The following is a 21,676-nucleotide window of genomic DNA, read 5'->3' as shown; positions in this document are numbered from 1 at the left end:
GCCGGAGCGTAGCGGAGGCCTCGAAGGGCGGCGGCGTTCTATGAACGCTTCAACCACTTCAACACACCCCCGCCCGCCGCAACACCCGTCGCGAACGAGGCCTGCAGCAGGTAGCCGCCGGTCGGCGCTTCCCAGTCCAGCATCTCGCCGGCCACAAACACGCCGGGCAGTTGGCGGATCATAAAGTCGGCATCGAGCTCGTCGAAGGTCACCCCGCCCGCAGTCGAGATCGCGCATTCGATCGCGGCGACGCCGGTGAGAGGAACCGGAATTGCGTTGATGAGCTGCGCGAGGTCTTCCGGCGAGAACGATGCCAGCGGACGGCCGGATGCGATCGCGGCCTCCTGCATCAGGCCTATGCCGACCGGCGATATCTGCGCCGCCTTGCGCAGGAAATTTGCGAGCGATTGCTTGCCGCGCGTCCCCGACAGACGCGTGGTCAGCGCGGTCACGTCGAGATCGGGCCGCATTGCGATCGTCAGCGTCGCTTGGCCCAGGCCCAGCACCGCCTCGCGCAACTCCGCCGACAGTGCGTAGATCGCACCGCCTTCAATGCCGCTGCGGGTGATCATGGCTTCGCCACGCACGGTGTGCGCCCCGATCGTCAGGGCCACGCCCTTGAGTGGCTGGCCCTCGAAGCGATCACGAAAGACTTTTGACCATGCGACCGTGAAGCCCGAATTGGCCGGCCGTAGCTTCGAGATGGCAACACCCTTTGCCGCGAGGATCTCGACCCAGCCCCCGTCAGAGCCGAGCCGCGGCCAGCTCGCACCACCAAGCGCCAGCACGGTGGCACGCGCCTCGACTGCGCGCTCGCCGTCCGACGTCTGGAATAGCAGCCGCCCCTCGCTGTCCCAGCCGGTCCAGCGATGACGGAAGACAAACCGGACACCGCCGGCATCGAGCCGTCGCAGCCAGGCGCGCAGCAGGGGCGAGGCCTTGAACGCCTTGGGAAATACCCGGCCGCTGGTGCCGACAAAGGTCGGCTCGCCCAGCGCCTCACTCCAGGCGCGCAAGGCATCGGGAGAGAACGCGTCGATCGCCTCCTTCAACTTCGGCGCGGCCTCGCGGTAGCGCGCGAGAAATTGCGGTAGCGGTTCGCTATGGGTGAGATTGAGCCCGCCTCGGCCGGCCATCAGGAATTTGCGGCCCGCGGACGGCATGGCGTCGTAGACGGTGACGCTGGCACCGTTCCGCGCAAGAACCTCCGCCGCCATCAGGCCGGCGGGACCGGCGCCGATGATGGCGATGTGGGGTTTGGGTGCGGTCATGGCGGGAGTTTAGGCCAGATTCGTGCGCCACAAAGTCGCTCGTCATTCCGGGGCGCGCCCCTTGGCGCGAGCCCGGAATCCATCGGGCGTCAGACTCCGCGGCATGATGGATTCCGGGCTCGCCGTTCCGGGCCGCGCTCGCGCGGTCCCGTCGCGACGCCCCGGAATGACAGCTTCAGAGCTTGATCCCAGCCCTTGCGGCGGCCTGGCCGACATATTTTTGCGTCTGCTCGAACGCGCCCTGCAAGGCCCTTGCCTTCGACATGTCGCTGATCTCCGCGAAATGCGCGGCGACCGCATCCGGCGTCCATTCGGACTCCGGCAGGTTGATGCCTTCGGTCTCGACGATCTTGATGACCGCGAAAGAGCCGGCGCCTGCGCCCATGATGGTGCGGGTGGGCGCGTCCTCGCTGAGGAGGTATTCGACCGCGGGCGTGATCGCCTCCGGGCGCATCAATTGCAGCGCCTGCGGCGGCAGCAGCTCTTCGGTCATGCGGGTCGCGGCCGTCGGTGAGATGATGTTGACGCGGATGTTGGTCTTGCGGCCCTCTTCGGCGAGCACGTTCATCAGGCCGACCATGCCCGACTTCGCCGCGCCGTAATTGGCCTGGCCGAAATTGCCGAACAGGCCCGACGACGAGGTCGTCAGCACGATGCGGCCGTAGTTGCGGTCGCGCATGCCGGCCCACACCGCCTTGCAGCAGTAGAAGCTGCCGACGAGGTGCACGTCCAAGACCTTCTGGAAATCGGCGACCTCCATCTTGCCAAAGGACTTGTCGCGCAAGATGCCGGCATTGGCGCACATGATGTCGACGCTGCCCCACTCCTTCGTGGCGCGCTCGACCATCGCGGTGACCTGCTCGAAGTTCGAGACGTCGGCGCCATCGGCCATCGCGGTGCCGCCGGCTTTGCGGATCTCCTCGACGACGGCTTCCGCCGGCGACAGCGACGCGCCGGTGCCGTCGCGCGCACCGCCAAAATCATTGACCACGACTTTTGCGCCGCGGCTGGCGAGCCCCAGTGCATGTGCGCGTCCGAGACCATTGCCGGCGCCGGTGACGATAGCAACGCGTCCGTCAAACCTGATTGCCATGAGTGCTTCCTAGTTCTCTTCCCTTCTCCCCTTGTGGAAGAAGGTGGCGCGCAGCGCCGGATGAGGGGTTCTCTCAACATGCGAACCCGCGGAGAGATACCCCTCACCCGGCTTCGCGTTCCGCGAAGCCACCCTCTCCCACAAGGGGAGAGGGTGAAATCCGCGCGATTTGGACTGGCTTTTGAGCAGCGATGGATTGCCGGGTCAAGCCCGGCCAAGGCTGCAGAAACTACGCGAAATAGATCAATCCGAGCCATTCGGCGACCAGCGCCGGCTTGTCCTCGCCCTCGATCTCGATGGTGACGTTGGTGCGGGACTGCAATTCGGTGGGCTTGCGGAGCTTTGCTTCCGCCAGCACAAAACGGCCGCGGACGCGCTTGCCTGATCGTACCGGCGAGATGAAACGGAGCTTGTCGAAACCGTAATTGACGCCCATGGTCGTGCCCGCGATGACCGGCATGACCTCGTAGGACATGATGGACATCAGCGACATCGTCAGAAAACCGTGCGCGATCGTGGTGCCGAACGCGGTTTCCTTCGCCGCACGCGCGGGGTCGACATGGATGAACTGGTGGTCCTCGATCACGTCGGCATAGGTGTCGATGCGAGGCTGATCGATCAGGTGCCACGCGGACACGCCGACTTCCTTGCCGACCAGGGCTTGATAGGCCTCGAGCGTGATGGGTGGTTTTTTCCAGACTTCGTTCATTTAGTTACTCCAACCATCGTCATTCCGGGGCGCGCCCTCTTGGGCGCGAGCCCGGAATCCATCGGGCCACAGAGTCCGCGGCAAAATGGATACCGGGTTCGCGCTGCGCGCGCCCCGGAATGACAGCTTTACGTTTCACCCCTGCTCTTCGCCAGTTCCGGAAAATCCTCTTCCCGGAATTCACGGCCGCGCAAGGGATCCTCGCGATCATCGTCGCGTTCGAGCCGTCGTAGCTGCACGCGGCGGATTTTTCCGGAGATCGTCTTCGGCAACTCGGTGACGATCTCGATGCGGCGGATACGCTTGAACGGCGCGAGGCGCGTGTGCAGGTGCCTGAAGATCGAGAGCGCCGCCTCGGGCGAGCGTTCCGCGCCTGAGGTCAGCAGCACAAAAGCCTTGGGGATCGCGAGGCGGATCGGATCCGGGCTCGGCACGACGGCTGCTTCCGCCACGAGTTCGTGCTCGAGCAGCACGCTCTCCAGCTCGAACGGGCTGATGCGGTAGTCGGACGACTTGAACACGTCGTCGGAGCGGCCGACGAAGGTGAGATAGCCCTCCTCATCCTCGAACACGACGTCGCCGCTGCGATAGAGATCGCCCTCAGTGCCCGCCAGTTTGCCGTCGTCGCCCTGGTAGCCCTGCATCAGGCCTGCGGGCCGATCAGCACCGAGAATGAGCGTGACCTCGCCCTCCTTCGCGGGATTGCCGTCGGCATCGCTGATCTGGACCCGATAGCCCGGCAGCGGCCGGCCCATCGAGCCGATCTTGACCTTCTGGCCCGGCGAGTTGCCGGCGAGCGCCGTGGTCTCGGTCTGGCCGTAGCCGTCGCGAATGGTGAGGCCCCAGGCGGCGCGGACCTGGTCGATCACTTCGGGATTGAGCGGCTCGCCGGCGCCGCAGACCTCGCGAAGCGCGACCTTGAACGCGGCGAGGTTCTCCTGGATGAAGAGACGCCACACCGTCGGCGGCGCGCACAGCGTGGTGACGCCACAGCGGCCGATGGTGGCGAGCAAGCCCTTGGCATCGAAGCGCGGCTGGTTGACCACGAAGACGGTGGCGCCCGCATTCCACGGTGCGAAGAAGCAGCTCCAGGCATGCTTGGCCCAGCCGGGCGAGGAAATGTTGAGATGGACGTCGCCGGGCTTGAGCCCGATCCAGAACATGGTGGAGAGATGACCGACGGGATAGGAGCGCTGGCTGTGCCGCACGAGTTTTGGCTTGGCTGTCGTGCCCGAGGTGAAATAGAGCAGCATCGGATCGTCGGCGTTGGTGGGGCCGTCGGGCGTAAAACTCTCCGGGGCATTTGCGGACTCGTCATAGGCGAGCCAGCCGTCGGCGGCCTCACCCACAACGATGCGGGCCACGCCCTGCACGCCGAGGCTTGCGAATTTCGCGACCTGGTCTTGCGCGGCCACGACCGCCTTCGCCTTGCCGCGATCGAGCCGGTCACGCAGTTCGTCGGCCGTCAGCAGCGTGGTGGCGGGAATCACGACCACGCCGAGCTTCATCGCCGCCAGCATGGTCTCCCAGAGCGGAACGACATTGCCGAGCAGCAGCAGCAGATGATCGCCGCGCTTCAGGCCCTGCGCACGCAGGAAGTTGGCGACCTGGTTGGAGCGGCGCGACAGCGCTGCAAAGGAGAGCTTTGTCTGCCGGTCCTGCGCGGCATCGACGATCCACAGCGCGGGCCGGTCCTTGCTCTCGACGCTTGTCCCGAGCACGTCGAACCAGTCCAGCGCCCAGTTGAAGGGAACCGGATCGGGCCAGCGGAATCCGCTGACCGCGGTCTCGTAATCCGTGCGGTGCTTTAGCAGAAACGCGCGCGCTTCCTGAAATGTCGTCATCGTTCGAGCCTGTCGAATTCGAGCGTAGCCCGGATGAGCGAAGCGACATCCGGGACTTTCTTTGCGCGGTTTCCCGGATATCGCTTCGCTCATCCGGGCTACAAGCCGCGAACGAAGGCCGCTATTTCCCGGCTAGACTCCTAACGTGCTTGATAATTCCGGAAAAATCCACCCCACCCTGACCGGCTGCGTCGAAGTCCCGGTAGATCTCCTGCGCATGCTTGCCGAGCGGTGTCGCAGCACCCGCGGCCTTCGCGGCATCCTGCGCGAGCGTCAGATCCTTCACCATCAGCGCCGAGGCAAAGCCCGGCTTGTAATCGTTGTTGGCGGGTGACGTCGGCACCGGACCCGGCACCGGGCAATAGGTGGTCAGCGACCAGCACTGACCGGACGAGGTCGAGGCGACGTCGAACAGCGCCTGGTGCGAGAGCCCGAGCTTTTCGGCGAGTGCAAAGGCCTCGCTCACCGCAATCATGGAAATGCCGAGGATCATGTTGTTGCAGATCTTTGCCGCCTGCCCTGCGCCGGCGCCGCCGCAATGAACGATCTTCTTGCCCATGTTTTCCAGCGCCGGCTTTGCCGCGGCAAAGGCCTTGTCCTCGCCACCGCACATGAAGGTGAGCGTCGCGCCCTTGGCGCCGCCGGTGCCGCCGGAAACCGGCGCATCCACCGAGAGCACGCCGTGCCTGGCGGCGAGCGCATGGGCCTGACGCGCGCTTTCGACATCGATGGTGGAAGAGTCGATGATCAGCGCGCCCTTGGTCATGGCGGGAACGACCTCGCTCCAGACACCGAGCACATGCTTGCCGGCCGGCAGCATGGTGACGACGACATCGGCGCCCTTCACCGCACCGGCCGCGCTCTCGGCAATCGCAGCGCCATCGGCCTTGGCCTGCGCGCGCGAGGCCTCGACCAGGTCGAAGGCCGTGACCTTGTGGCCGGCCTTGACCAGATTGGCCGCCATCGGGCCGCCCATATTGCCGAGACCGATGAATGCGATCGTGGCCATCTCGATGTCCTCCGCTATGTCGTTTCGTTGTTTAGTTGAACTTCAATTCGTCCGCGCCGATCTCGGCGAAGTAAGGCGCGACCATCGCCGGCGTCACGTCCTCGATATCAGGTGGCGACCATTTTGGATTGCGGTCCTTGTGGATCACGGCGGCGCGCACGCCCTCGCGAAAATCGTCGCTGCGGAACACCTCGTTCGCGGCGCGATATTCGCGCACCAGGCATTCTTCCAGGCTCGAGGCGGAGCGCGCCAGCCGCAGCAGCTTCAGCGTCACCACCATGCCGCGCGGGGATTTTTCGCCGAGCGTCTTCAGTGTCGCTTGCGCAAACTCGGAGCCGTCGCGCTTGAGCGCTGCGACGATGTCCTCCATGCGGTCGAAGGCGAACAGCGCGTCGATCTTCGACTCCATCGCGGCGACGGGGCCGGCGGCGTCTCCGGTCGCAAAGCCGTCGATCAGCTTGGTGGCGTCCGCCGGGGTCGCGCCGAGACCAACCTTGGTCAACGCGGCGCGCAACTCCGGCAATTTCCCCGCCGGAACCACCGCGTCGGCAAATTTCGCGTGGATGGCGTCGGGCCCATTCATGGTCTGGCCGGTCAGGCCAAAATAAGTGCCGATCTCGCCCGGCGAATGCGACAACAGCCAGGTACCGCCGACATCGGGGAAGAAGCCGAGCCCGACCTCGGGCATCGCCAGTTTTGTGCGATCGGTGACGACGCGATGGCTGGCATGCGCCGACAATCCGACGCCGCCGCCCATCACGATGCCGTCCATGAAGGCGACATAGGGCTTTGGGAACTTCTTGATCCGCGCGTTGAGGATGTATTCCTCGCGCCACAGGATTTTGCCGAGATCGCCGTTGACCTTGGAGCTCTCCCAGAGCGCACGGATGTCGCCGCCGGCGCACAGGCCGCGCTCGCCGGCACCCTCCAGCAGGATCACGCTGACGGCAGGATCGGCCTCGAAACGATCGAGCGCCTTGTCGATGTCGCGAAACATCTCCAGCGTCACGGCATTGATCGCCTTGGGGCGATTGAGCCTGATGATGCCGGCCGAGCCCTCGACGCGGGCAATCAGATCGCCCTCCTCCAAAGCAGTCATCGCGCGCCCTCGATCAGCTTGCGCGCCACGATCAGCCGCATGATCTCGTTGGTGCCTTCGAGGATCTGGTGCACGCGGAGATCGCGCACGATTTTTTCGATGCCGTATTCACTGAGATAGCCGTAGCCGCCATGAAGCTGAAGCGCGTGGTTGGCGACCTCGAAGCCGACATCGGTGCCGAAGCACTTGGCCATCGCGCAGAGCATGGTGGCATCGGGGTCCTTGCGGTCCAGCGCGGCTGCGGCGCGCCACAAAAAGGTGCGGGCGGCCTCGAGCTCGATCGCCATGTCGGCGAGACGGAATTGCAGGGCCTGGAATTCGTCGAGGCGCTTCCCGAAGGCTCTGCGCTCCTTCATGTAGGTGCGCGCCTTGTCGAGCGCGGTCTGGGCGCCGCCGAGCGAGCAGGCCGTGATGTTGAGCCGGCCGCCGTCGAGGCCCGCCATCGCGATCTTGAAGCCGATACCTTCGTCGCCCAGCCGGTTCGCAACCGGCACGCGGGCGTTCTCAAACATGACGGCGCGGGTCGGCTGGGCGTTCCAGCCCATCTTGCGCTCATTGGCGCCGTAGGAGACGCCCGGCGTCTTGCCGTCGATGACGAGCGTCGAGACGCCACCGGCGCCCTCGCCGCCGGTGCGCACCATCGCAACCAGGACATCGGTGCCGCCAGCGCCCGAGATGAACTGCTTCTGGCCGTTGAGGACGTAGTGGTCACCGTCGCGCACCGCGCGGGTGCGCAGCGCCGCCGCGTCCGAGCCCGCGCCCGGCTCGGTCAGGCAATAGCTCGCGATCAGCTCCATGGTGCAGAGTTTTGGCAGCCATTGCTGGCGCTGGGTGTCGTTGCCGTAGGCATCGATCATCCAGGACGCCATGTTGTGGATGGAGATGAAGGCCGAGGTGGTCGGACAGCCCGTCGCCAGTGCCTCGAAGATCAGCGCCGCGTCGAAGCGCGTCAGGGCGGAGCCGCCGACATCGTCGCGGATGTAGATGCCGCCCATGCCGAGTTTTGCGGCTTCGCGCATCACGTCGACGGGAAAATGCTTTTCCTCGTCCCAGCGCAGCGCATGCGGCGCGATTTGCTCGGCCGCAAACGCCAGCGCCATGTCGCGAACCGCGACCTGATCCTCGTTCAGAGCGAACTGCATCATCGCCTCGCTCGAAGGAGAACTACTTCATCAGCGGGATCGAGAACTCCGCGCCTTCCTTGACGCCGGACGGCCAGCGCGAGGTCACCGTCTTGGTCTTGGTGTAGAAGCGGATCGAGTCCGGACCGTGCTGGTTGAGATCGCCAAAGCCCGACTTCTTCCAGCCGCCAAAGGTGTAGTAGGCGATCGGCACCGGGATCGGCACGTTGATGCCGACCATGCCGACATTGACCTTGGCCGCGAAGTCGCGCGCCGCGTCGCCGTCGCGGGTGAAGATCGCGACGCCGTTGCCGTAATCATGCTCGGACGGCAGCGCCAGCGCCTCCTGGTAGTCGTGTGCGCGCACGACCGAGAGCACGGGGCCAAAAATCTCTTCCTTGTAGATCCGCATGTCCTTGGTGACGTTGTCGAACAGCGAACCGCCGAGATAAAAACCCTTCTCGTAGCCCTGCATCTTGAAGCCACGGCCGTCCACGGCGAGCGTTGCGCCTTCCTTGATGCCGATGTCGATGTAGCTCTTGACCTTCTCGACCGCCTCGCGCGTCACCAGCGGGCCGTAATCGGCGGCGGGATCGATCGAGGTGCCGATCTTGAGGGATTCCACGCGCGGGATCAGCTTCTCCATCAGACGGTCGGCGGTGGACTTACCGACGGGCACAGCAACCGAAACCGCCATGCAGCGCTCGCCGGCGGAGCCGTAGCCGGCGCCGATCAAAGCATCGACCGTCTGGTCCATGTCGGCGTCGGGCATGACGATGGCGTGGTTCTTGGCGCCGCCAAAGCACTGGCAGCGCTTGCCGGTCTGGGCGGCGCGCTCGTAGATGTATTGCGCAATCGGGGTCGAGCCGACGAAGCCGATCGCCTTGATGTCGGGATCGTCGAGGATGGCGTCGACCGCCTCCTTGTCGCCGTTGACGACGTTGAGGATGCCGGCCGGCAGGCCCGCTTCCATCATCAGCTCGGCCAACTTCATCGGCACGCCGGGATCGCGCTCGGACGGTTTCAGGATGAAGGCGTTGCCGCAGGCGATTGCGGGCGCGAACTTCCACATCGGGATCATCGCCGGGAAATTGAACGGCGTGATGCCGGCGACGACGCCGAGCGGCTGGCGCATGGAATAGATGTCGATGCCAGGGCCGGCGCCCTCGGTGTACTCACCCTTCATCAGATGCGGAATGCCGCAGGCGAATTCGGCGACCTCGAGGCCACGCTGGATGTCGCCCTTGGCGTCGGGCACGGTCTTGCCGTGCTCGCGCGCCAAGAGTTCGGCGAGCTTGTCGTAGTCGCGCTGCACGAGCTCCAGAAACTTCATCATCACGCGGGCGCGGCGCTGCGGGTTGGTCGCGGCCCATTCCGGCTGCGCGGCACGGGCGTTCTCGACGGCCGCGCGGACCTCGGCCTTGGACGCCAGCGCCACCTTGGCCTGGACGTCGCCGGTCATCGGCTCGAAGACGTCGGCCGTACGGCCCGACGTGCCCTTCACTTCCTTGCCACCGATGAAATGTCCGACTGCGCGCATGAATACCTCCCTCTCGCGGGTTAGATCGCTTTACAAACCCGTTTGGACCTGCGTTTCTTGGGATTCAAGACCGATAAATTGCACCATAGATGTGCGAAAATGCTGGATCAAGGCGCCATCGACTGGGACGACTTTCGCTTCGTGCTGGCCATCGTCCGGGGCGGCTCGGTCTCGGCTGCCGCAAAGCAGCTCGGGGTCGATCATGCCACGGTCATCCGCCGTGTCGACCGGCTGGAAAAGCACCTGTCGGCCAAGCTGTTCGACCGCCGCAAGACCGGCTACCTCCTCACCGAGGCCGGCCAGCGCGTCGCCGACAGCGCGGAAGCGATGGAATCGACCATCGTCGCCAATCAGGAGCAGGTCGGCGGCTCCTTGGCCCGCCTCACCGGCACGGTGCGGATCGGCGCGCCCGACGGGTTCGGCACCGCCTTCCTGGCCCCGCGACTTGCGCCGTTCGCGGACCGCTATCCCGACCTCGACCTGCAACTGGTGGCGACCGCGCGGCTGTTCAGCCTGTCCAAACGCGAGGCCGATATCGCGATCAGCCTGACCATGCCGAAGGAAGGCCGGATCGTCGGCCGCAAATTGCTGGACTACCGGCTCGGGCTTTATGCCGCACCCGCCTATCTCGACCGCTTTCCAAAGATCATCTCGCGGCACGACCTGCCGCATCACCGCTTCGTCGGCTACATCGAGGAGCTCTTGTTCACGCCGGAGCTCGATTACCTGCCGCAGGTGTCGCCGAAGATTTCCGCACGTTTCCGCAGCGCCAATCTGATCGCGCAGCTCAACGCCACCCTCTCCGGCTTCGGCATCGCCGTGCTGCCGCACTTCATGGCGAGCGAGCACCCCACTCTGCGACCGGTGCTGCCGGACGACGTCTCGATCGTCAGGACGTTCTGGATGCTGATGCACGCCGACAGCAAGGATCTTGCGCGGATCAGGGCTGTGGCGGATTACATTTCCGAGATCGTGGAGAAGGAGCGCGCGCTGTTTGCGGGGCGGTGAAAATCGTAGGGTGGGCAAAGCGACGAGACGCGCGAACGCGCGGCTCGTTGTGTGCCCACCACTTCTGTCGCAATCGCGGAAAAATGGTGGGCACGGCGCAAGGGCGCCTTTGCCCACCCTACGGCATCTCGCTAATTCTGCTTCGGCTTCTTCGGCGTCTCGCGGCGCGCGTTGTCCAGCGCCGTGTCCTTGCCGGCCTTCAAGACTTCGTCGGACAGCTCGCCATTGCCGGCGATCCGCGCCAGCAGCATGGTGCCGGCCATGGTCGCGAGCGTCGCGATCGCCTGCTTGCGTGCGGCCTTGCGCGGGACGCCGGTGATGTGATCCGCCATCATCTCGATCATCTCGTCGAGCTTGCCGGCAAAGGCCTTTCGCGTTTTTGGGCTCTCGCGCGAAATCTCCGCGCCGAGCGCCGGGATCGAGCAGCCATGGCCGGGATCGTCACGGTGCAATGCCGACAGATAGGTCTCCGCGATCAGCGCCAGTCGCTTCTCCGGCGCGACCTGATCGGTCATCTTGCGCCAGTTGTCCATGGCGCGGTCCATGGCATAGGCAAAGGCCTCGATCACCAGCGCCTCGCGGGAATCGAAATGCGCGTAGAACCCGCCATGGGTCAGTCCCGCCTCCTTCATGAGGTCGGCCACGCCGATGCCATGGGCGCCCTTTTCACGCAGCCGCACGGAGGCCTTCCTCACGATCCGGTCGTGGGTTTCCTGCTTGTGTTCACGGGAATAGCGCATGCTGGTCTCATTAAATGTTTGTAATCATATAATAACACGATCCGCGGCAAAAAGCTTCCGTAATTTTGCGGTATCAGGCGCCACCGACCATGGAAAAGGTCGCAGTTGCATGGACCGCGAGGTCGCCCTTGCCGTCGCGAACGAACCCTTCGGTGTAGCTGGTCTGGCGCCCCAGCTTGATCAATTTACCTTCGGCGGCGATCGTCCCGGAGCGGACCGAGAGCGGACGCAGGTAAGTCAGCTTCAGGTCGAGGGTGACCGAGCCCTGCCCTGCGGCAAGTTTTGTCGAGATCGCGCAGCCCATGGCGGTGTCGAGCAGTGCGGCGGCCGTCGCTCCGTGTAACAGGCCGATGGTGTTTTCGAGGTCCTCGCGCGGGTCGAGCTCCATGACAATGCGGCCGGGCTCGACGATGCTCATGCGGAAACCGATCAGCTTTGCCAATGGCGGCGGCGGCAGACGCCCGTCGCGAATCGCCTGCATGGCGTCCATGCCTGATAACCCCATCGTGGCCCTGGCAACGGGCCCAGGCGCCTGCCAGTCCACCACCCGCTCGCGGCGGAGCGCAGGTGAAAACAGCTCGTGCGTGTCGGATGCGGTCATGCCAACCTCTTAGTATGATGGTTATCATACTATATGGCGAACTTCCCGCTGGCAACCCGGCGCCGCTTGTTGCTTGACAAGGGTGTGGTTTCGGTCCGGAAGTGGCCTGAATTTACACGCCCGCCGGGCGCCAAAAATGTCGGGACGAAGCGCGATGGACATGCTCAATCATCACTGCGGCGTGACGCGCGATGCGCGCGGCGTCGTCCATGTCACCATCTGCAATGCAGGCTCGCTCAACATTCTGGGCTCGCCCGTTACCGACGCAGTTCGGCAGGGATTGCAGCAGCTCGCCGCCGACCGCAGCGTCCGAGTGGTGGTGCTGCGCGGCACCGGCGAGAAAAGCATGATCGGCGGCGCCGATATCAAGGAGATGGCAAAGCTCGACCAGACATCCGCGGAAGCCTTCATCTCGCGGCTGCGCGATCTCTGCGAAGCGGTGCGCGCCTTCCCCGCCCCCGTGATCGCGCGGATGCCGGGCTGGTGCCTCGGCGGCGGGCTCGAGGTCGCAGCCGCCTGCGACTTCCGGATCGCGGCGCCTGATGCAATGTTCGGCATGCCCGAGGTTCGCGTCGGCATTCCCTCGGTGATCCATGCAGCACTCCTGCCGCGCCTGATCGGCTGGGGCCGCGCGCGCTGGCTGGTGATGACGGCGGAAAATATCGACGCGCCGACCGCGCTGGCCTGGGGCCTCATCGACAAGGTCGCTGCCGCAGGTGAACTGGATGCGGCTGTCGAGCACACGGTGAAGGCGCTGCTCGAATGCGGCCCCGAGGCGCTGCGGTCGCAAAAAGCGCTGCTGCGGCGGTGGGAGGAACTGCCGTTGACGGAGTCGGTGAACCTCAGCGTCAAGGTGTTTGGCGAGTCGTTTTTGACGGACGAGCCGACGCGGCTGATGCAGGGGTTTGTGAACAGGAAGCGGTAGGACACGAAGCTGCATAAGGGGCGCCTCGTGCGCGCCGCATCCTCAGTGTCGTCCTGGCCTAGTGCGCAATTGCGCACGGGGGGCCAGGACCCATTACCACAGGGAGGAGTTGCGGCGCGAGCTCGTAACCACGAGTCTTCGCAAAACTACTCCCTGTGGTTATGGGTCCCGGATCTACGCGCGCTTAGGGCGCGCTTGTCCGGGACGACGATGGGAGACAGTTCGGCTCTCATCCAAAATTCTCACCCGACACCCGACAAATTGTCATGGCCGGCGCGGTTGCAACTTTTTGCGGCGCATCATATGATGATCGTAATGTTATAGCCACAGCGCAGGGAACCTCGCCATGACCGCCGATCCCGTCGTCATCGTCTCCGCCGCACGTACCTCGCTCGGCCGCTTTATGGGCGAGCTCTCCCCGCTGTCAGCCCACAAGCTCGGCTCCCACGTGATCAACGCGGCGCTGGAGCGGGCCAAGCTCGCGCCGGAGAAGGTGGACGAAGTCTTCATGGGCTGCGTGCTGCCCGCAGGGCAAGGCCAGGCGCCGGCGCGGCAGGCGGCGCGCGCTGCGGGTCTGCCCGATGCGACCGGCGCCACCACGGTCAACAAGGTCTGCGGCTCCGGGATGAAATCGACCATGCTGGCGCATGACATCATCCGCGCGGGCTCGGCCGACATCGTCGTCTCCGGCGGCATGGAGAGCATGAGCAATGCGCCCTATCTGCTGGCGAAGGCCCGCGGCGGCTACCGCGCCGGTCACGACCGCATCATCGACCACATGATGATGGACGGCCTGGAGGACGCCTACGAGACCGGCCGTTCCATGGGCGATTTTGGCGAAGCGACGGCGGAGGCGTATCAGTTCACCCGCAAGGACCAGGACGCTTATGCGATGGAGACTTTGAGCCGCGCCCGCAAGGCGGTCGAGAGCGGTGCGTTCAAGGCGGAGATCGCGCCGATCACGCTCACAGAAAAAGCCGGACCGCGAATCATCGGCAATGACGAGCATCCTCTCAAGGTCGATCCCGCAAAAATCCCCGGGCTGAAGCCGGCGTTCCGCGCCAATGGCACCATCACGCCGGCGGCCTCTTCGGCCAACGCCGACGGCGCGGCTGCGCTGGTGCTGACCCGGCGCGCGCTGGCCGATCGCAACGGCCTTCCCATGCTGGCCGAGATCAAGGGCCATGCGACGCACAGCCAGGAGCCGCAATGGTTCACGACCGCGCCGATCCCGGCGATTCAAAAATTGCTCGACAAGGTCGGCTGGACCGTCGGCGACGTCGACCTGTTCGAGATCAACGAGGCCTTTGCCGTCGTCGCTATGGCGGCGCAGCGCGATCTCGGCATTGCCAGGGAGAAGCTGAACGTCAATGGCGGCGCCTGCGCGCTCGGCCATCCCATCGGCGCGACCGGCGCACGGTTGATCGTGACGCTGCTGCATGCGCTGGAGGCGCAGAACCTCAAGCGCGGTGTCGCCGCACTCTGCATCGGCGGCGGCGAAGCCACCGCGATCGCGGTCGAGCGCGTCACGCATTAGCCTGGCCTATATGTCCGAAATTGAGGGAACTTTGCCATTTCGGTCGTGACATCGGCATGGCATAAATTGAAGCTCGATCAGATCGCCAGAGATCTGCCAACCAGGATTGACGTGCAGATGATTTCGAATTGGCTCGCGGCCACGCTCTCCCGCCGCAACATTCATTACGGCTGGGTGATGGTCGGCGTCACCTTCCTTGCCGCGCTGATCAGCGCCGGCACGGTCGGTGCGCCCGGCGTGTTCATCGTTCCCCTGCAGAAGGAATTTGGCTGGAGCACCGCGGAGATTTCATCGGCGCTGTCGATCCGCTTTATCCTGTTCGGGCTGATGGCGCCGTTTGCGGCTGCGCTCCTCAACCGCTACGGCCTGCGCAACGTCACCCTGACGGCGCAACTGATCGTCGTCTCGGCCCTGGTGGCCTCACTCGCGATGACCCAGGTCTGGCAGCTCATGCTGCTGTGGGGCGTCGTGATCGGCATCGGCACCGGCATGACCGCGCTGGTGCTGGGCGCAACCATCGCCACGCGCTGGTTCGCGGCGCGTCGCGGCCTCGTCGTCGGCATCATGACCGCGAGCGTCGCCACCGGTCAGCTCGTGTTCCTGCCGCTGCTCGCAAGCCTTACCGAACGTTACGGCTGGCGCCTCGCGCTCTCCTTCGTCTGCATCATGCTTGGTGTCTCCGCGGTCGCCGTCGCGCTCGCGATGCGCGACCGGCCGAGCGATGTGGGCCTGCGTCCCTTCGGCGACGAAGGCACCGAGCCCATTCCCGTGCCGCCCGTCAACCACGGCTCGATCACGGCCGTGGCGCTGGGCACGCTGCGCGACGCCTCGAAATCGCGCGCGTTCTGGATCCTGTTTGCGACCTTTTTCGTGTGCGGCGCCTCGACCAATGGCCTCGTGCAGGTTCACCTGATCCCGATGTGCCTCGACTTCGGCATCCCGCAGGTGCAGGCCGCGAGCCTGCTCGCCGCGATGGGCATCTTCGACTTCTTCGGCACGATCATGTCGGGCTGGCTGTCGGACCGCTACGACAATCGCTACCTGCTGTTCTGGTATTACGGCCTGCGCGGGCTCTCGCTGATCTTCCTGCCTTTCAGCGATTTCTCGTTCTACGGCCTGTCGATCTTCGCGATGTTCTATGGCCTCGACTGGATCGCCACCGTGCCGCCGACGGTGCGTCTGACCGCGCAAAAATTCGGCCCCGAGCGCGCCAATCTGGTGTTCGGCTGGATCTTTGCCGGCCATCAGCTCGGCGCCGGTACCGCTGCGTTCGGCGCGGGCCTGTCGCGGACGGTGCTGCAAAGCTACCTGCCCGCCTTCTTCGTCGCCGGCGCGCTCTGCGTGTTCGCGGCCCTGATCGTGCTGGCCATATCGCGGCAGCCGAAGCTGCAGCCCGCGACGGCGTGAACGACGACTCCCCTGCCTCGGCCCCGGTTTCCGGGACCGAGGCAACTTGCCGTTAGACTCCCCCGCACAAACGTGGACAATGGCGGAAAGCGCTTCGCGCGCTCAGTACACGCCAAGATGTGCCCAGGGGAAACAAATGCCGGCTGCCGTGCTCTCGTCCGCGCCCACCATTCCGACCGTTCCATTGACTGCCCAATTGCTCGATTCCTTGCGCGCGATCGTGGGCGAGAAGGGCCTGATCGTGGACGACCACGGCAAGCAGCCCTTCGTGACGGACTGGCGCGGATTGACGGTTGGAGCGGCGGGCGCCGTCGTTCGCCCGGCCAGCACCGCGGAAGTCTCAAAAGTGGTCCGGCTTTGCCATGAGCATGGCGTCGCGATCGTGCCGCAGGGTGGGAACACCGGCCTGATGGCCGGCGCCACGCCCTGGCCCGCGCACACCGGCATCGTCCTCTCGCTGGGCCGCATGAACCATGTTCTGAACGTCGATCCCGTCGGCTACACGATGACGGTCGAGGCCGGCTGCGTCCTCCAGACGCTGCAGGAGACCGCGGCCGAGCACGACCGCTTCCTGCCGCTCAGCCTCGGCGCGCAGGGTTCCTGCATGATCGGCGGCAACCTCTCGACCAATGCCGGCGGCGTGCAGGTGCTGCGCTATGGCAACGCCCGCAACCTCGTGCTGGGGCTCGAAGTCGTGCTGGCCAATGGCGACGTCTGGGACGGACTGCGCGCGCTGAAGAAGGACAATTGCGGCTACGACCTCAAGCATCTCTTCATGGGCGCCGAAGGCACGCTCGGCATCATCACCAAGGCCGTGCTCAAGCTGTGGCCCGCTCCCAAGGACGTCTGCACGGCGTGGCTGGCGATCCGCGATCCCCGTGCGGCCGTGGAGATATTGTCCGAAGCGCATGCGGCGTCCGAGGACAATGTCGGTTCCTGCGAGATATTGAGCCGTGCCGCCGTGGATCTCGTGATGCGTCACATTCCCGGCGTCCAGGATCCGATCAAGGCGGATAATCCATGGTACCTCCTGCTTGAATGGTCGTCCTCCCGCCCGCGCCAGGACGGCACTGAGGGCATGTCGGAGAAGATGGAACGGTTTCTCGCCGATCAACTCGAGGCCGGCCGCGTCCTCGATGCGGTGATTGCGCAGACGGTCAGTCAATCGCGCAACATGTGGCGCATCCGGGAAGGCATGGCCGAGGCCCACCGCGCCGAGGGGCCAGGGCTGAGCTTTGACGTCTCGGTGGCGATCTCCAAGATTCCTGAATTCGTCGACAAAGGGTTGAAGGCCGTGCTCGAGATTCTCCCGACCATCCGCCCCTATCCGCTGGGACACATCGGCGACGGCAATCTGCATTTCTCGTTCATGGGGCCGTTAGGCATGGATCAGCAGACGTTGAACCAGTACAAGGGTGCCATCACGCGCGCCGTGAACGATCTCATCACCTCGATGGGCGGCTCGATCTCGGCCGAGCACGGCATCGGCATGGACAAGCTCGACGAGCTCAGCCACTACCGCTCGAAGACCGAGCTCGACATCATGCGCACCATCAAGCGCGCGCTCGATCCGCAGAACATCATGAACCCCGGCAAGGTGCTGCGGGTGTGATATCTGCGGCGCCGTCTACGCTCTCGCGACGTCGACGCGGGCGCCGTAGTCGGACTGGCCGACGGAGAAATGGAAGAGATTGAGCGCGTCTCCGGGCAGGACCGCCTCTCCCGATGTGAGATGGTTGAGGCCGACCCAGCCATCGCGCATCCAGACCACGCCGGGCTTGACGTCGCTGGTAACGCAGGCCTTTGCGGAAAACTGGCCGCGCTCATTGTAGATTCTGATCGCATCGCCGTTGGCGAGCTGACGCGCCTCGGCATCGGCGGGCGATATCAGAAGTTGCGGGGCGACATTGTGCTTGGCCAAGGCCGGGAGGGCCTGCCCCTCGTCGTAGAACGAGTGAAAATGCGTCAACGTCCGTCCGAAGCTCAGGGACAACGGATAGCTCGAGGGTTGGTCGCCGCCATGCACCGGAAGTGGCGGAAGCCCGAGCCTGGCTGCTTGCTGCGAGAATAACTCGATCTTCCCGGACGGGGAATCGAACTTCTGGTCGGCGTAGGCGACCGCCGGCACATCAAGCGGCAGGAAGCCCCCCGCAGCGCGCAGCGACGCGACGGTCGCATGACCGGTCGTCGCGTCATCGAGCATGATATCGATGACGTCTTCGATTGAAGCCCATGGAAAGAAATCGGAAAGCCCGAGAGACTGCGCCAGGGAACTGAGGATCTCGTAGATCGGACGGGTCTCACCCTCCCGTTTCAGCGCCCGCTCCATCAAATAGAGGTGCGTGTTGGTCGCCTTGAAGCCGACCTCTTCGAGCCAGGCGGTTCCGGGCAGCACGACATCGGCGTGACGCCGCGCGGTCTCGTTCATGAAGAGATCGACACTGACGACCAGACCTGTCTTGTCGAGGCCGCGGGAAATTTCTCCGGCGTCCGCGAAGGACGACAGCATGTTGGTGCCGAGCAACAGCAAGACATCGAGCTTCCCGTCGGACAAAGCCTTGGCGATGTCGGGCATCTGGTTGGCAACATAATTGCCCGGCTTGCGCACCAGGCCCGCGTTGAGATTGCGCAGGGCCGCGCTGTGGGCGCCGTGACGCGGCCCGAGGCCGCCGCCCGCGATTCCAAAGTTGCCGGTCAACGCCGGCAGGCAACTGATGGCACGTGCCGCATGCCAGCCATTGGCGCTCTTGTGCATGGAGCTGCCGCCGATGAGGATCATGGCCGGCCGCGTGGCCGCATAGGCGCGCGCGAACGAAACGATCTGGCCTTCCTCAAGGCCGGTCTCTGCTGCTGCCCAGGCAGGCGTGAACGGCAGAACGTGCGACGACAATTCCGCGAAGCCGACGGTGTGCGCGTCGACGAACGCGCCGTCATAGAGCTTTTCGGTGACGATGACGTTCATGAAGGCCAGAGCGAGTGCTGCGTCCGAGCCGGGCCGGATCAGGAGAACCTCATCCGATTGAGCCGCGGCCTCCGTCTTTCTCACATCGATGGTGATGACCTTGGCCCCGCGGCGGCGCGCCGCGACGATGTGGCGGGCTGTATTGGGCTGGCTCGCTATGTTCGCGCCCCAAAGTACGATCATGCGCGAGTTCGCGGCCATGTCCTCCTTGGTATTGACCTTGAGTGCGCCCGACAGACCCAGGCCAAACCCGCCAAGCCCCCAACAGATCATCGCGGGGTGCCAGGTCTGGCAGCCATACATGTTTGCAAAGCGCTGCATGAGCTGAATCGTCACGGCGCCGGCCACGGTGAAGCCGCCGTGCCCTGCCCATAGACCCACCGCCTCGGATCCGGCCGCGCGCATCCGCTTCGCGATGAAATCCAGCGCCTCCTCCCAGCTCGCGCGGCGCCACTTGTCGGTGGCGCGATCTTCGCGGATTTGCGGATACAGCAGCCGCTTCGGATTGCCGAAGATTTCGTTCGTCGCCCGGCCACGAACGCAGAGGAAGCCGGCGCTGTCGGGATTGTCCTTGTCGCCGGCTATCCCCTTCAGCCGGCCGTCCTCGACCTCGACCTGCATGCCGCAGAACGTCGGGTGGCAATTCATCGGGCACATGGTGCGCACGGTCTTCGAATCGGCGGCCGACATGAGCGAACCCTCCCGGTCTATTCCCGCTCCGATCTTATCAGAGGCGGGATAGATCGGCAGCCCCTAGTACCGGAGCGTGGTGGTCAACCCGAAGACCGCGCGGAGCGGCAATGCGCGCAAATCAGCTCGCGAGTTTGCGTTCCTTCGCGAATGGGCTGAGACCTAGCCAATTCTGCATCGAAGATGCGATCTGACGGTCGCCGGTCAGCATCATCCGGTTGCCGCCGATGGCTGCGCGGACCGTGTCGAGCCCCATCCAGATCGCAGTCATGGTGTGCAGGTCGACGGAGACATAGAGGTCGACGTCGAATCCCGGATCGACCGAGCAGAGATCGACGCCGTCCTTGGGATCGACGATCAGCCACCAGTGTCGTTGCGCCGCTTGCAGCTCGGGGTAGACGAATTGAATCACGTTTCGACGCCGCGGCATCGGCGTCGCGTTCAGGTTTCGCCGCATATCCCACATCAGAAGTTGAACGTCGAGATGCTGGAGCGACAGATCGGCCTTGATACGACGCTGGCCCCAAACTCCAAATCCCTCGACAATGGGACCGAGCTCGCGTCCGGATGGGGTCAGTCGATACTCGAAGATGCCGGGCTCCGACGCCGATGCCTCGCGCGCAAGGATTCCGGCTGCCTCGAGCTCCTTGAGGCGTTGCGAGAGCAGCGCAGGCGACATCCGCGGCACACCCCGCCGGAGGTCGTTGAAGCGTGTCGAACCGGCCATGAGCTCCCGGAGCAAGACTACGGTCCAGCGCGTGCACAGGACCTCTGCGGCCATCGCGACCGGACAGAACTGCTTGTAGCTGCCAGCGGCCATGCTTCCCTCCGATCCGGACGATCGAGGCAACGTACCGCCAAGTCAGTCCCGGCTTCCAGTTCATTTTCTGTACCGGGCTGATTCAGTCCCTGAACTAGTGGGGACGGAACACGCGCTGCTACCCCACGGCCATGCGGACTTTGACCGCTTCAACCCCAGCTCGACGCGATCCATGCGCACGACGAGCTTTGATATCTGCTCATGAAAGACAAGGGTAATTGCCATGACCAAGACCTCATCCCGTTTGAAGCCGCCAGCGGCGTGCATCGCCGCACTTGGCGCGATGCTCCTGAACGGCGCCATGGCGCCGGCCTCCGCGGCCACGATCTCGCGCAGCGCCGACGTGAAGGCGGCTGCCTCGTCCGTGTGGTCGCTGATCGGACCGTTCTGCGCGATCAAGAACTGGTTGCCACCGGTCGGCGAGTGCATCGAGGACGGCAAGGCGCCGCCGACACGCATTCTCGTGACGAAGGACGGCAAAGCCGCCTTCGTTGAAGCGCAAACCGCGCGAAACGAGGCCGAGCGCAGCTACTCCTACCGATTTCTGGCGAGCCCGCTCCCGGTCTCGAACTACACCGCGACCATCAAGGTCACGGCAAAGGGCGACGGATCTTCGACCATCACCTGGAGCGGCTCCTACACGCCCGATCAGGGCAAGGAAAAGGCGGCCAGCGATGCGCTGACCGGTGTCTACGAGGCCGGTCTCGCCGAAATTCAGGCCAAGCTCGGCAAGTAGAGACCCGACCGCCTTCCGGCCGGCGCGACCACATGCATCCGCCGGCCGGTAGCTCATCAAACAGGAGATCGAGACCATGACGACGACATACATCGGCAAGTGCTTTTGTGGCGCAGTCGAGATTGAAGCCAGGGGTGCGCCTGAGGGAATGGGCTACTGCCATTGCTCCTCATGCCGCTCCTGGTCGGCCGGCCCGGTCAACGCCTTCACATTGTGGCAACCGCAGAACGTACGCGTCACCAAGGGCGCCGAGTCCGTCGGCCGATTCGCGAAATCGGACATGAGCCACCGGCAGTACTGCAAGCAGTGCGGAGGCCATCTCATGACGGAGCATCCGCCGCTCGGTCTCGTCGACGTCTATGCCGCGACGATCCCGACGCTGAAGTTCGTGCCGGGCGTACACGTCAACTATTCCGAGACCGTCCTGCCGATGAAGGACGGTCTGCCGAAGCTGAAGGATTTTCCGGCGGAACTGGGTGGCTCAGGTGTTGCCGTTCCTGAATAGGCCGGTGGCGTGGACACTGATCGCGCTGGTCGTGTCCATCGCCGGCCTTCTCCACGATC

Annotated in this window: 19 protein-coding genes; 7 read left to right on the top strand and 12 right to left on the bottom strand. The window is 64.8% G+C overall.

The genetic code is table 11. The features are described 5' to 3' along the window. Positions 1 to 38: 38 nt before the first annotated feature. The 8 genes from C2U70_RS08670 to C2U70_RS08635 form a co-directional block, all read right to left on the bottom strand. Entirely contained in the window at positions 39 to 1,271 is a 1,233-nt protein-coding gene (locus C2U70_RS08670) for an NAD(P)/FAD-dependent oxidoreductase (protein ID WP_140977585.1), read from the bottom strand. A gap of 175 nt (positions 1,272 to 1,446) precedes the next feature. After that, entirely contained in the window at positions 1,447 to 2,364 is a 918-nt protein-coding gene (locus tag C2U70_RS08665; RefSeq protein WP_140977584.1) for an SDR family NAD(P)-dependent oxidoreductase, read from the bottom strand. 229 nt (positions 2,365 to 2,593) lie between these two features. Then, positions 2,594 to 3,073, bottom strand: a complete 480-nt coding sequence (locus C2U70_RS08660) for a MaoC family dehydratase (protein ID WP_140977583.1) — start codon at positions 3,071 to 3,073, stop codon at positions 2,594 to 2,596. Between the two features lie 128 nt (positions 3,074 to 3,201). After that, on the bottom strand, positions 3,202 to 4,917 hold the full coding sequence (locus tag C2U70_RS08655) for an AMP-binding protein (protein WP_140977582.1): 1,716 nt from the start codon (positions 4,915 to 4,917) through the stop codon (positions 3,202 to 3,204). A gap of 121 nt (positions 4,918 to 5,038) precedes the next feature. Beyond that, positions 5,039 to 5,944, bottom strand: a complete 906-nt coding sequence (gene mmsB / locus C2U70_RS08650; RefSeq protein ID WP_283810355.1) for a 3-hydroxyisobutyrate dehydrogenase — start codon at positions 5,942 to 5,944, stop codon at positions 5,039 to 5,041. A 13-nt stretch (positions 5,945 to 5,957) separates the two neighbouring features. After that, complete coding sequence (locus C2U70_RS08645; protein ID WP_140977580.1) at positions 5,958 to 7,025, bottom strand: enoyl-CoA hydratase/isomerase family protein; 1,068 nt, start codon at positions 7,023 to 7,025, stop codon at positions 5,958 to 5,960. Beyond that, on the bottom strand, positions 7,022 to 8,167 hold the full coding sequence (locus tag C2U70_RS08640; RefSeq protein WP_140977579.1) for an isobutyryl-CoA dehydrogenase: 1,146 nt from the start codon (positions 8,165 to 8,167) through the stop codon (positions 7,022 to 7,024). The genes C2U70_RS08645 and C2U70_RS08640 overlap by 4 nt, the downstream gene beginning before the upstream one ends. 22 nt (positions 8,168 to 8,189) lie before the next feature. Next, positions 8,190 to 9,686 (bottom strand): CoA-acylating methylmalonate-semialdehyde dehydrogenase, encoded by a 1,497-nt coding sequence (locus C2U70_RS08635; protein ID WP_140977578.1) that lies wholly within the window; start codon positions 9,684 to 9,686, stop codon positions 8,190 to 8,192. A gap of 99 nt (positions 9,687 to 9,785) precedes the next feature. Between C2U70_RS08635 and C2U70_RS08630 the strand changes: the two genes are divergently transcribed. After that, positions 9,786 to 10,694 carry a LysR family transcriptional regulator gene (locus C2U70_RS08630; protein WP_140977577.1) on the top strand — a complete coding sequence of 303 codons (909 nt, stop codon included), beginning with the start codon at positions 9,786 to 9,788 and terminating at the stop codon, positions 10,692 to 10,694. Between the two features lie 131 nt (positions 10,695 to 10,825). Here the strand turns inward: C2U70_RS08630 and C2U70_RS08625 are convergent, their stop codons facing one another. Next, the gene (locus C2U70_RS08625; protein ID WP_140977576.1) at positions 10,826 to 11,434 is read right to left on the bottom strand and encodes a TetR/AcrR family transcriptional regulator; all 609 of its coding nucleotides are present in this window, start codon (positions 11,432 to 11,434) and stop codon (positions 10,826 to 10,828) included. A 73-nt stretch (positions 11,435 to 11,507) separates the two neighbouring features. Beyond that, the gene (locus C2U70_RS08620; protein ID WP_140977575.1) at positions 11,508 to 12,035 is read right to left on the bottom strand and encodes a PaaI family thioesterase; all 528 of its coding nucleotides are present in this window, start codon (positions 12,033 to 12,035) and stop codon (positions 11,508 to 11,510) included. A 154-nt stretch (positions 12,036 to 12,189) separates the two neighbouring features. On the opposite strand from C2U70_RS08620, the gene C2U70_RS08615 reads away from it, so the two are divergent. The 4 genes from C2U70_RS08615 to C2U70_RS08595 all read left to right on the top strand — a co-directional run bounded on the left by C2U70_RS08615 (position 12,190) and on the right by C2U70_RS08595 (position 17,516). Then, positions 12,190 to 12,960 carry an enoyl-CoA hydratase gene (locus C2U70_RS08615; RefSeq protein WP_140977587.1) on the top strand — a complete coding sequence of 257 codons (771 nt, stop codon included), beginning with the start codon at positions 12,190 to 12,192 and terminating at the stop codon, positions 12,958 to 12,960. A 346-nt stretch (positions 12,961 to 13,306) separates the two neighbouring features. Continuing rightward, complete coding sequence (locus C2U70_RS08605) at positions 13,307 to 14,497, top strand: acetyl-CoA C-acyltransferase (protein ID WP_140977573.1); 1,191 nt, start codon at positions 13,307 to 13,309, stop codon at positions 14,495 to 14,497. 117 nt (positions 14,498 to 14,614) lie between these two features. Next, positions 14,615 to 15,904 carry an MFS transporter gene (locus tag C2U70_RS08600; protein WP_140977572.1) on the top strand — a complete coding sequence of 430 codons (1,290 nt, stop codon included), beginning with the start codon at positions 14,615 to 14,617 and terminating at the stop codon, positions 15,902 to 15,904. 136 nt (positions 15,905 to 16,040) lie between these two features. Beyond that, positions 16,041 to 17,516: an FAD-binding oxidoreductase gene (locus tag C2U70_RS08595; protein WP_140977571.1), complete on the top strand. Its 1,476-nt coding sequence runs from the start codon at positions 16,041 to 16,043 to the stop codon at positions 17,514 to 17,516. Positions 17,517 to 17,531: 15 nt separating this feature from the next. On the opposite strand, the gene C2U70_RS08590 is transcribed toward C2U70_RS08595, so the two are convergent. Continuing rightward, on the bottom strand, positions 17,532 to 19,556 hold the full coding sequence (locus tag C2U70_RS08590) for a molybdopterin-containing oxidoreductase family protein (protein ID WP_140977570.1): 2,025 nt from the start codon (positions 19,554 to 19,556) through the stop codon (positions 17,532 to 17,534). Positions 19,557 to 19,677: 121 nt separating this feature from the next. Next, positions 19,678 to 20,376, bottom strand: a complete 699-nt coding sequence (locus tag C2U70_RS08585; protein WP_140977569.1) for a winged helix-turn-helix transcriptional regulator — start codon at positions 20,374 to 20,376, stop codon at positions 19,678 to 19,680. 223 nt (positions 20,377 to 20,599) lie between these two features. On the opposite strand from C2U70_RS08585, the gene C2U70_RS08580 reads away from it, so the two are divergent. Both C2U70_RS08580 and C2U70_RS08575 read left to right on the top strand, forming a co-directional pair. Continuing rightward, entirely contained in the window at positions 20,600 to 21,112 is a 513-nt protein-coding gene (locus tag C2U70_RS08580) for an SRPBCC family protein (RefSeq protein WP_140977568.1), read from the top strand. A gap of 76 nt (positions 21,113 to 21,188) precedes the next feature. Further along, positions 21,189 to 21,617, top strand: a complete 429-nt coding sequence (locus C2U70_RS08575; RefSeq protein ID WP_140977567.1) for a GFA family protein — start codon at positions 21,189 to 21,191, stop codon at positions 21,615 to 21,617. Positions 21,618 to 21,676 lie beyond the last annotated feature (59 nt).

It is taken from the genome of Bradyrhizobium guangdongense, assembly GCF_006483445.1.
GTDB classification, from domain to species: Bacteria; Pseudomonadota; Alphaproteobacteria; order Rhizobiales; family Xanthobacteraceae; genus Bradyrhizobium; species Bradyrhizobium guangdongense_A.
The sequence above is the reverse complement of the archived record's forward strand: the minus strand, read 5'-3'. Positions and strand labels throughout refer to the sequence as shown.

Excerpts from the sequence above, each read along its gene's own strand:
- C2U70_RS08670 (WP_140977585.1), bottom strand. The coding sequence starts at position 1,271 with ATGACCGCACCCAAACCCCACATCGCCATCATCGGCGCCGGTCCCGCC.
- C2U70_RS08665 (WP_140977584.1), bottom strand. The coding sequence starts at position 2,364 with ATGGCAATCAGGTTTGACGGACGCGTTGCTATCGTCACCGGCGCCGGC.
- C2U70_RS08660 (WP_140977583.1), bottom strand. The coding sequence starts at position 3,073 with ATGAACGAAGTCTGGAAAAAACCACCCATCACGCTCGAGGCCTATCAA.
- C2U70_RS08655 (WP_140977582.1), bottom strand. The coding sequence starts at position 4,917 with ATGACGACATTTCAGGAAGCGCGCGCGTTTCTGCTAAAGCACCGCACG.
- C2U70_RS08645 (WP_140977580.1), bottom strand. The coding sequence starts at position 7,025 with ATGACTGCTTTGGAGGAGGGCGATCTGATTGCCCGCGTCGAGGGCTCG.
- C2U70_RS08640 (WP_140977579.1), bottom strand. The coding sequence starts at position 8,167 with ATGCAGTTCGCTCTGAACGAGGATCAGGTCGCGGTTCGCGACATGGCG.
- C2U70_RS08635 (WP_140977578.1), bottom strand. The coding sequence starts at position 9,686 with ATGCGCGCAGTCGGACATTTCATCGGTGGCAAGGAAGTGAAGGGCACG.
- C2U70_RS08630 (WP_140977577.1), top strand. The coding sequence starts at position 9,786 with ATGCTGGATCAAGGCGCCATCGACTGGGACGACTTTCGCTTCGTGCTG.
- C2U70_RS08625 (WP_140977576.1), bottom strand. The coding sequence starts at position 11,434 with ATGCGCTATTCCCGTGAACACAAGCAGGAAACCCACGACCGGATCGTG.
- C2U70_RS08620 (WP_140977575.1), bottom strand. The coding sequence starts at position 12,035 with ATGACCGCATCCGACACGCACGAGCTGTTTTCACCTGCGCTCCGCCGC.
- C2U70_RS08615 (WP_140977587.1), top strand. The coding sequence starts at position 12,190 with ATGGACATGCTCAATCATCACTGCGGCGTGACGCGCGATGCGCGCGGC.
- C2U70_RS08605 (WP_140977573.1), top strand. The coding sequence starts at position 13,307 with ATGACCGCCGATCCCGTCGTCATCGTCTCCGCCGCACGTACCTCGCTC.
- C2U70_RS08600 (WP_140977572.1), top strand. The coding sequence starts at position 14,615 with ATGATTTCGAATTGGCTCGCGGCCACGCTCTCCCGCCGCAACATTCAT.
- C2U70_RS08595 (WP_140977571.1), top strand. The coding sequence starts at position 16,041 with ATGCCGGCTGCCGTGCTCTCGTCCGCGCCCACCATTCCGACCGTTCCA.
- C2U70_RS08590 (WP_140977570.1), bottom strand. The coding sequence starts at position 19,556 with ATGTCGGCCGCCGATTCGAAGACCGTGCGCACCATGTGCCCGATGAAT.
- C2U70_RS08585 (WP_140977569.1), bottom strand. The coding sequence starts at position 20,376 with ATGGCCGCTGGCAGCTACAAGCAGTTCTGTCCGGTCGCGATGGCCGCA.
- C2U70_RS08580 (WP_140977568.1), top strand. The coding sequence starts at position 20,600 with ATGACCAAGACCTCATCCCGTTTGAAGCCGCCAGCGGCGTGCATCGCC.
- C2U70_RS08575 (WP_140977567.1), top strand. The coding sequence starts at position 21,189 with ATGACGACGACATACATCGGCAAGTGCTTTTGTGGCGCAGTCGAGATT.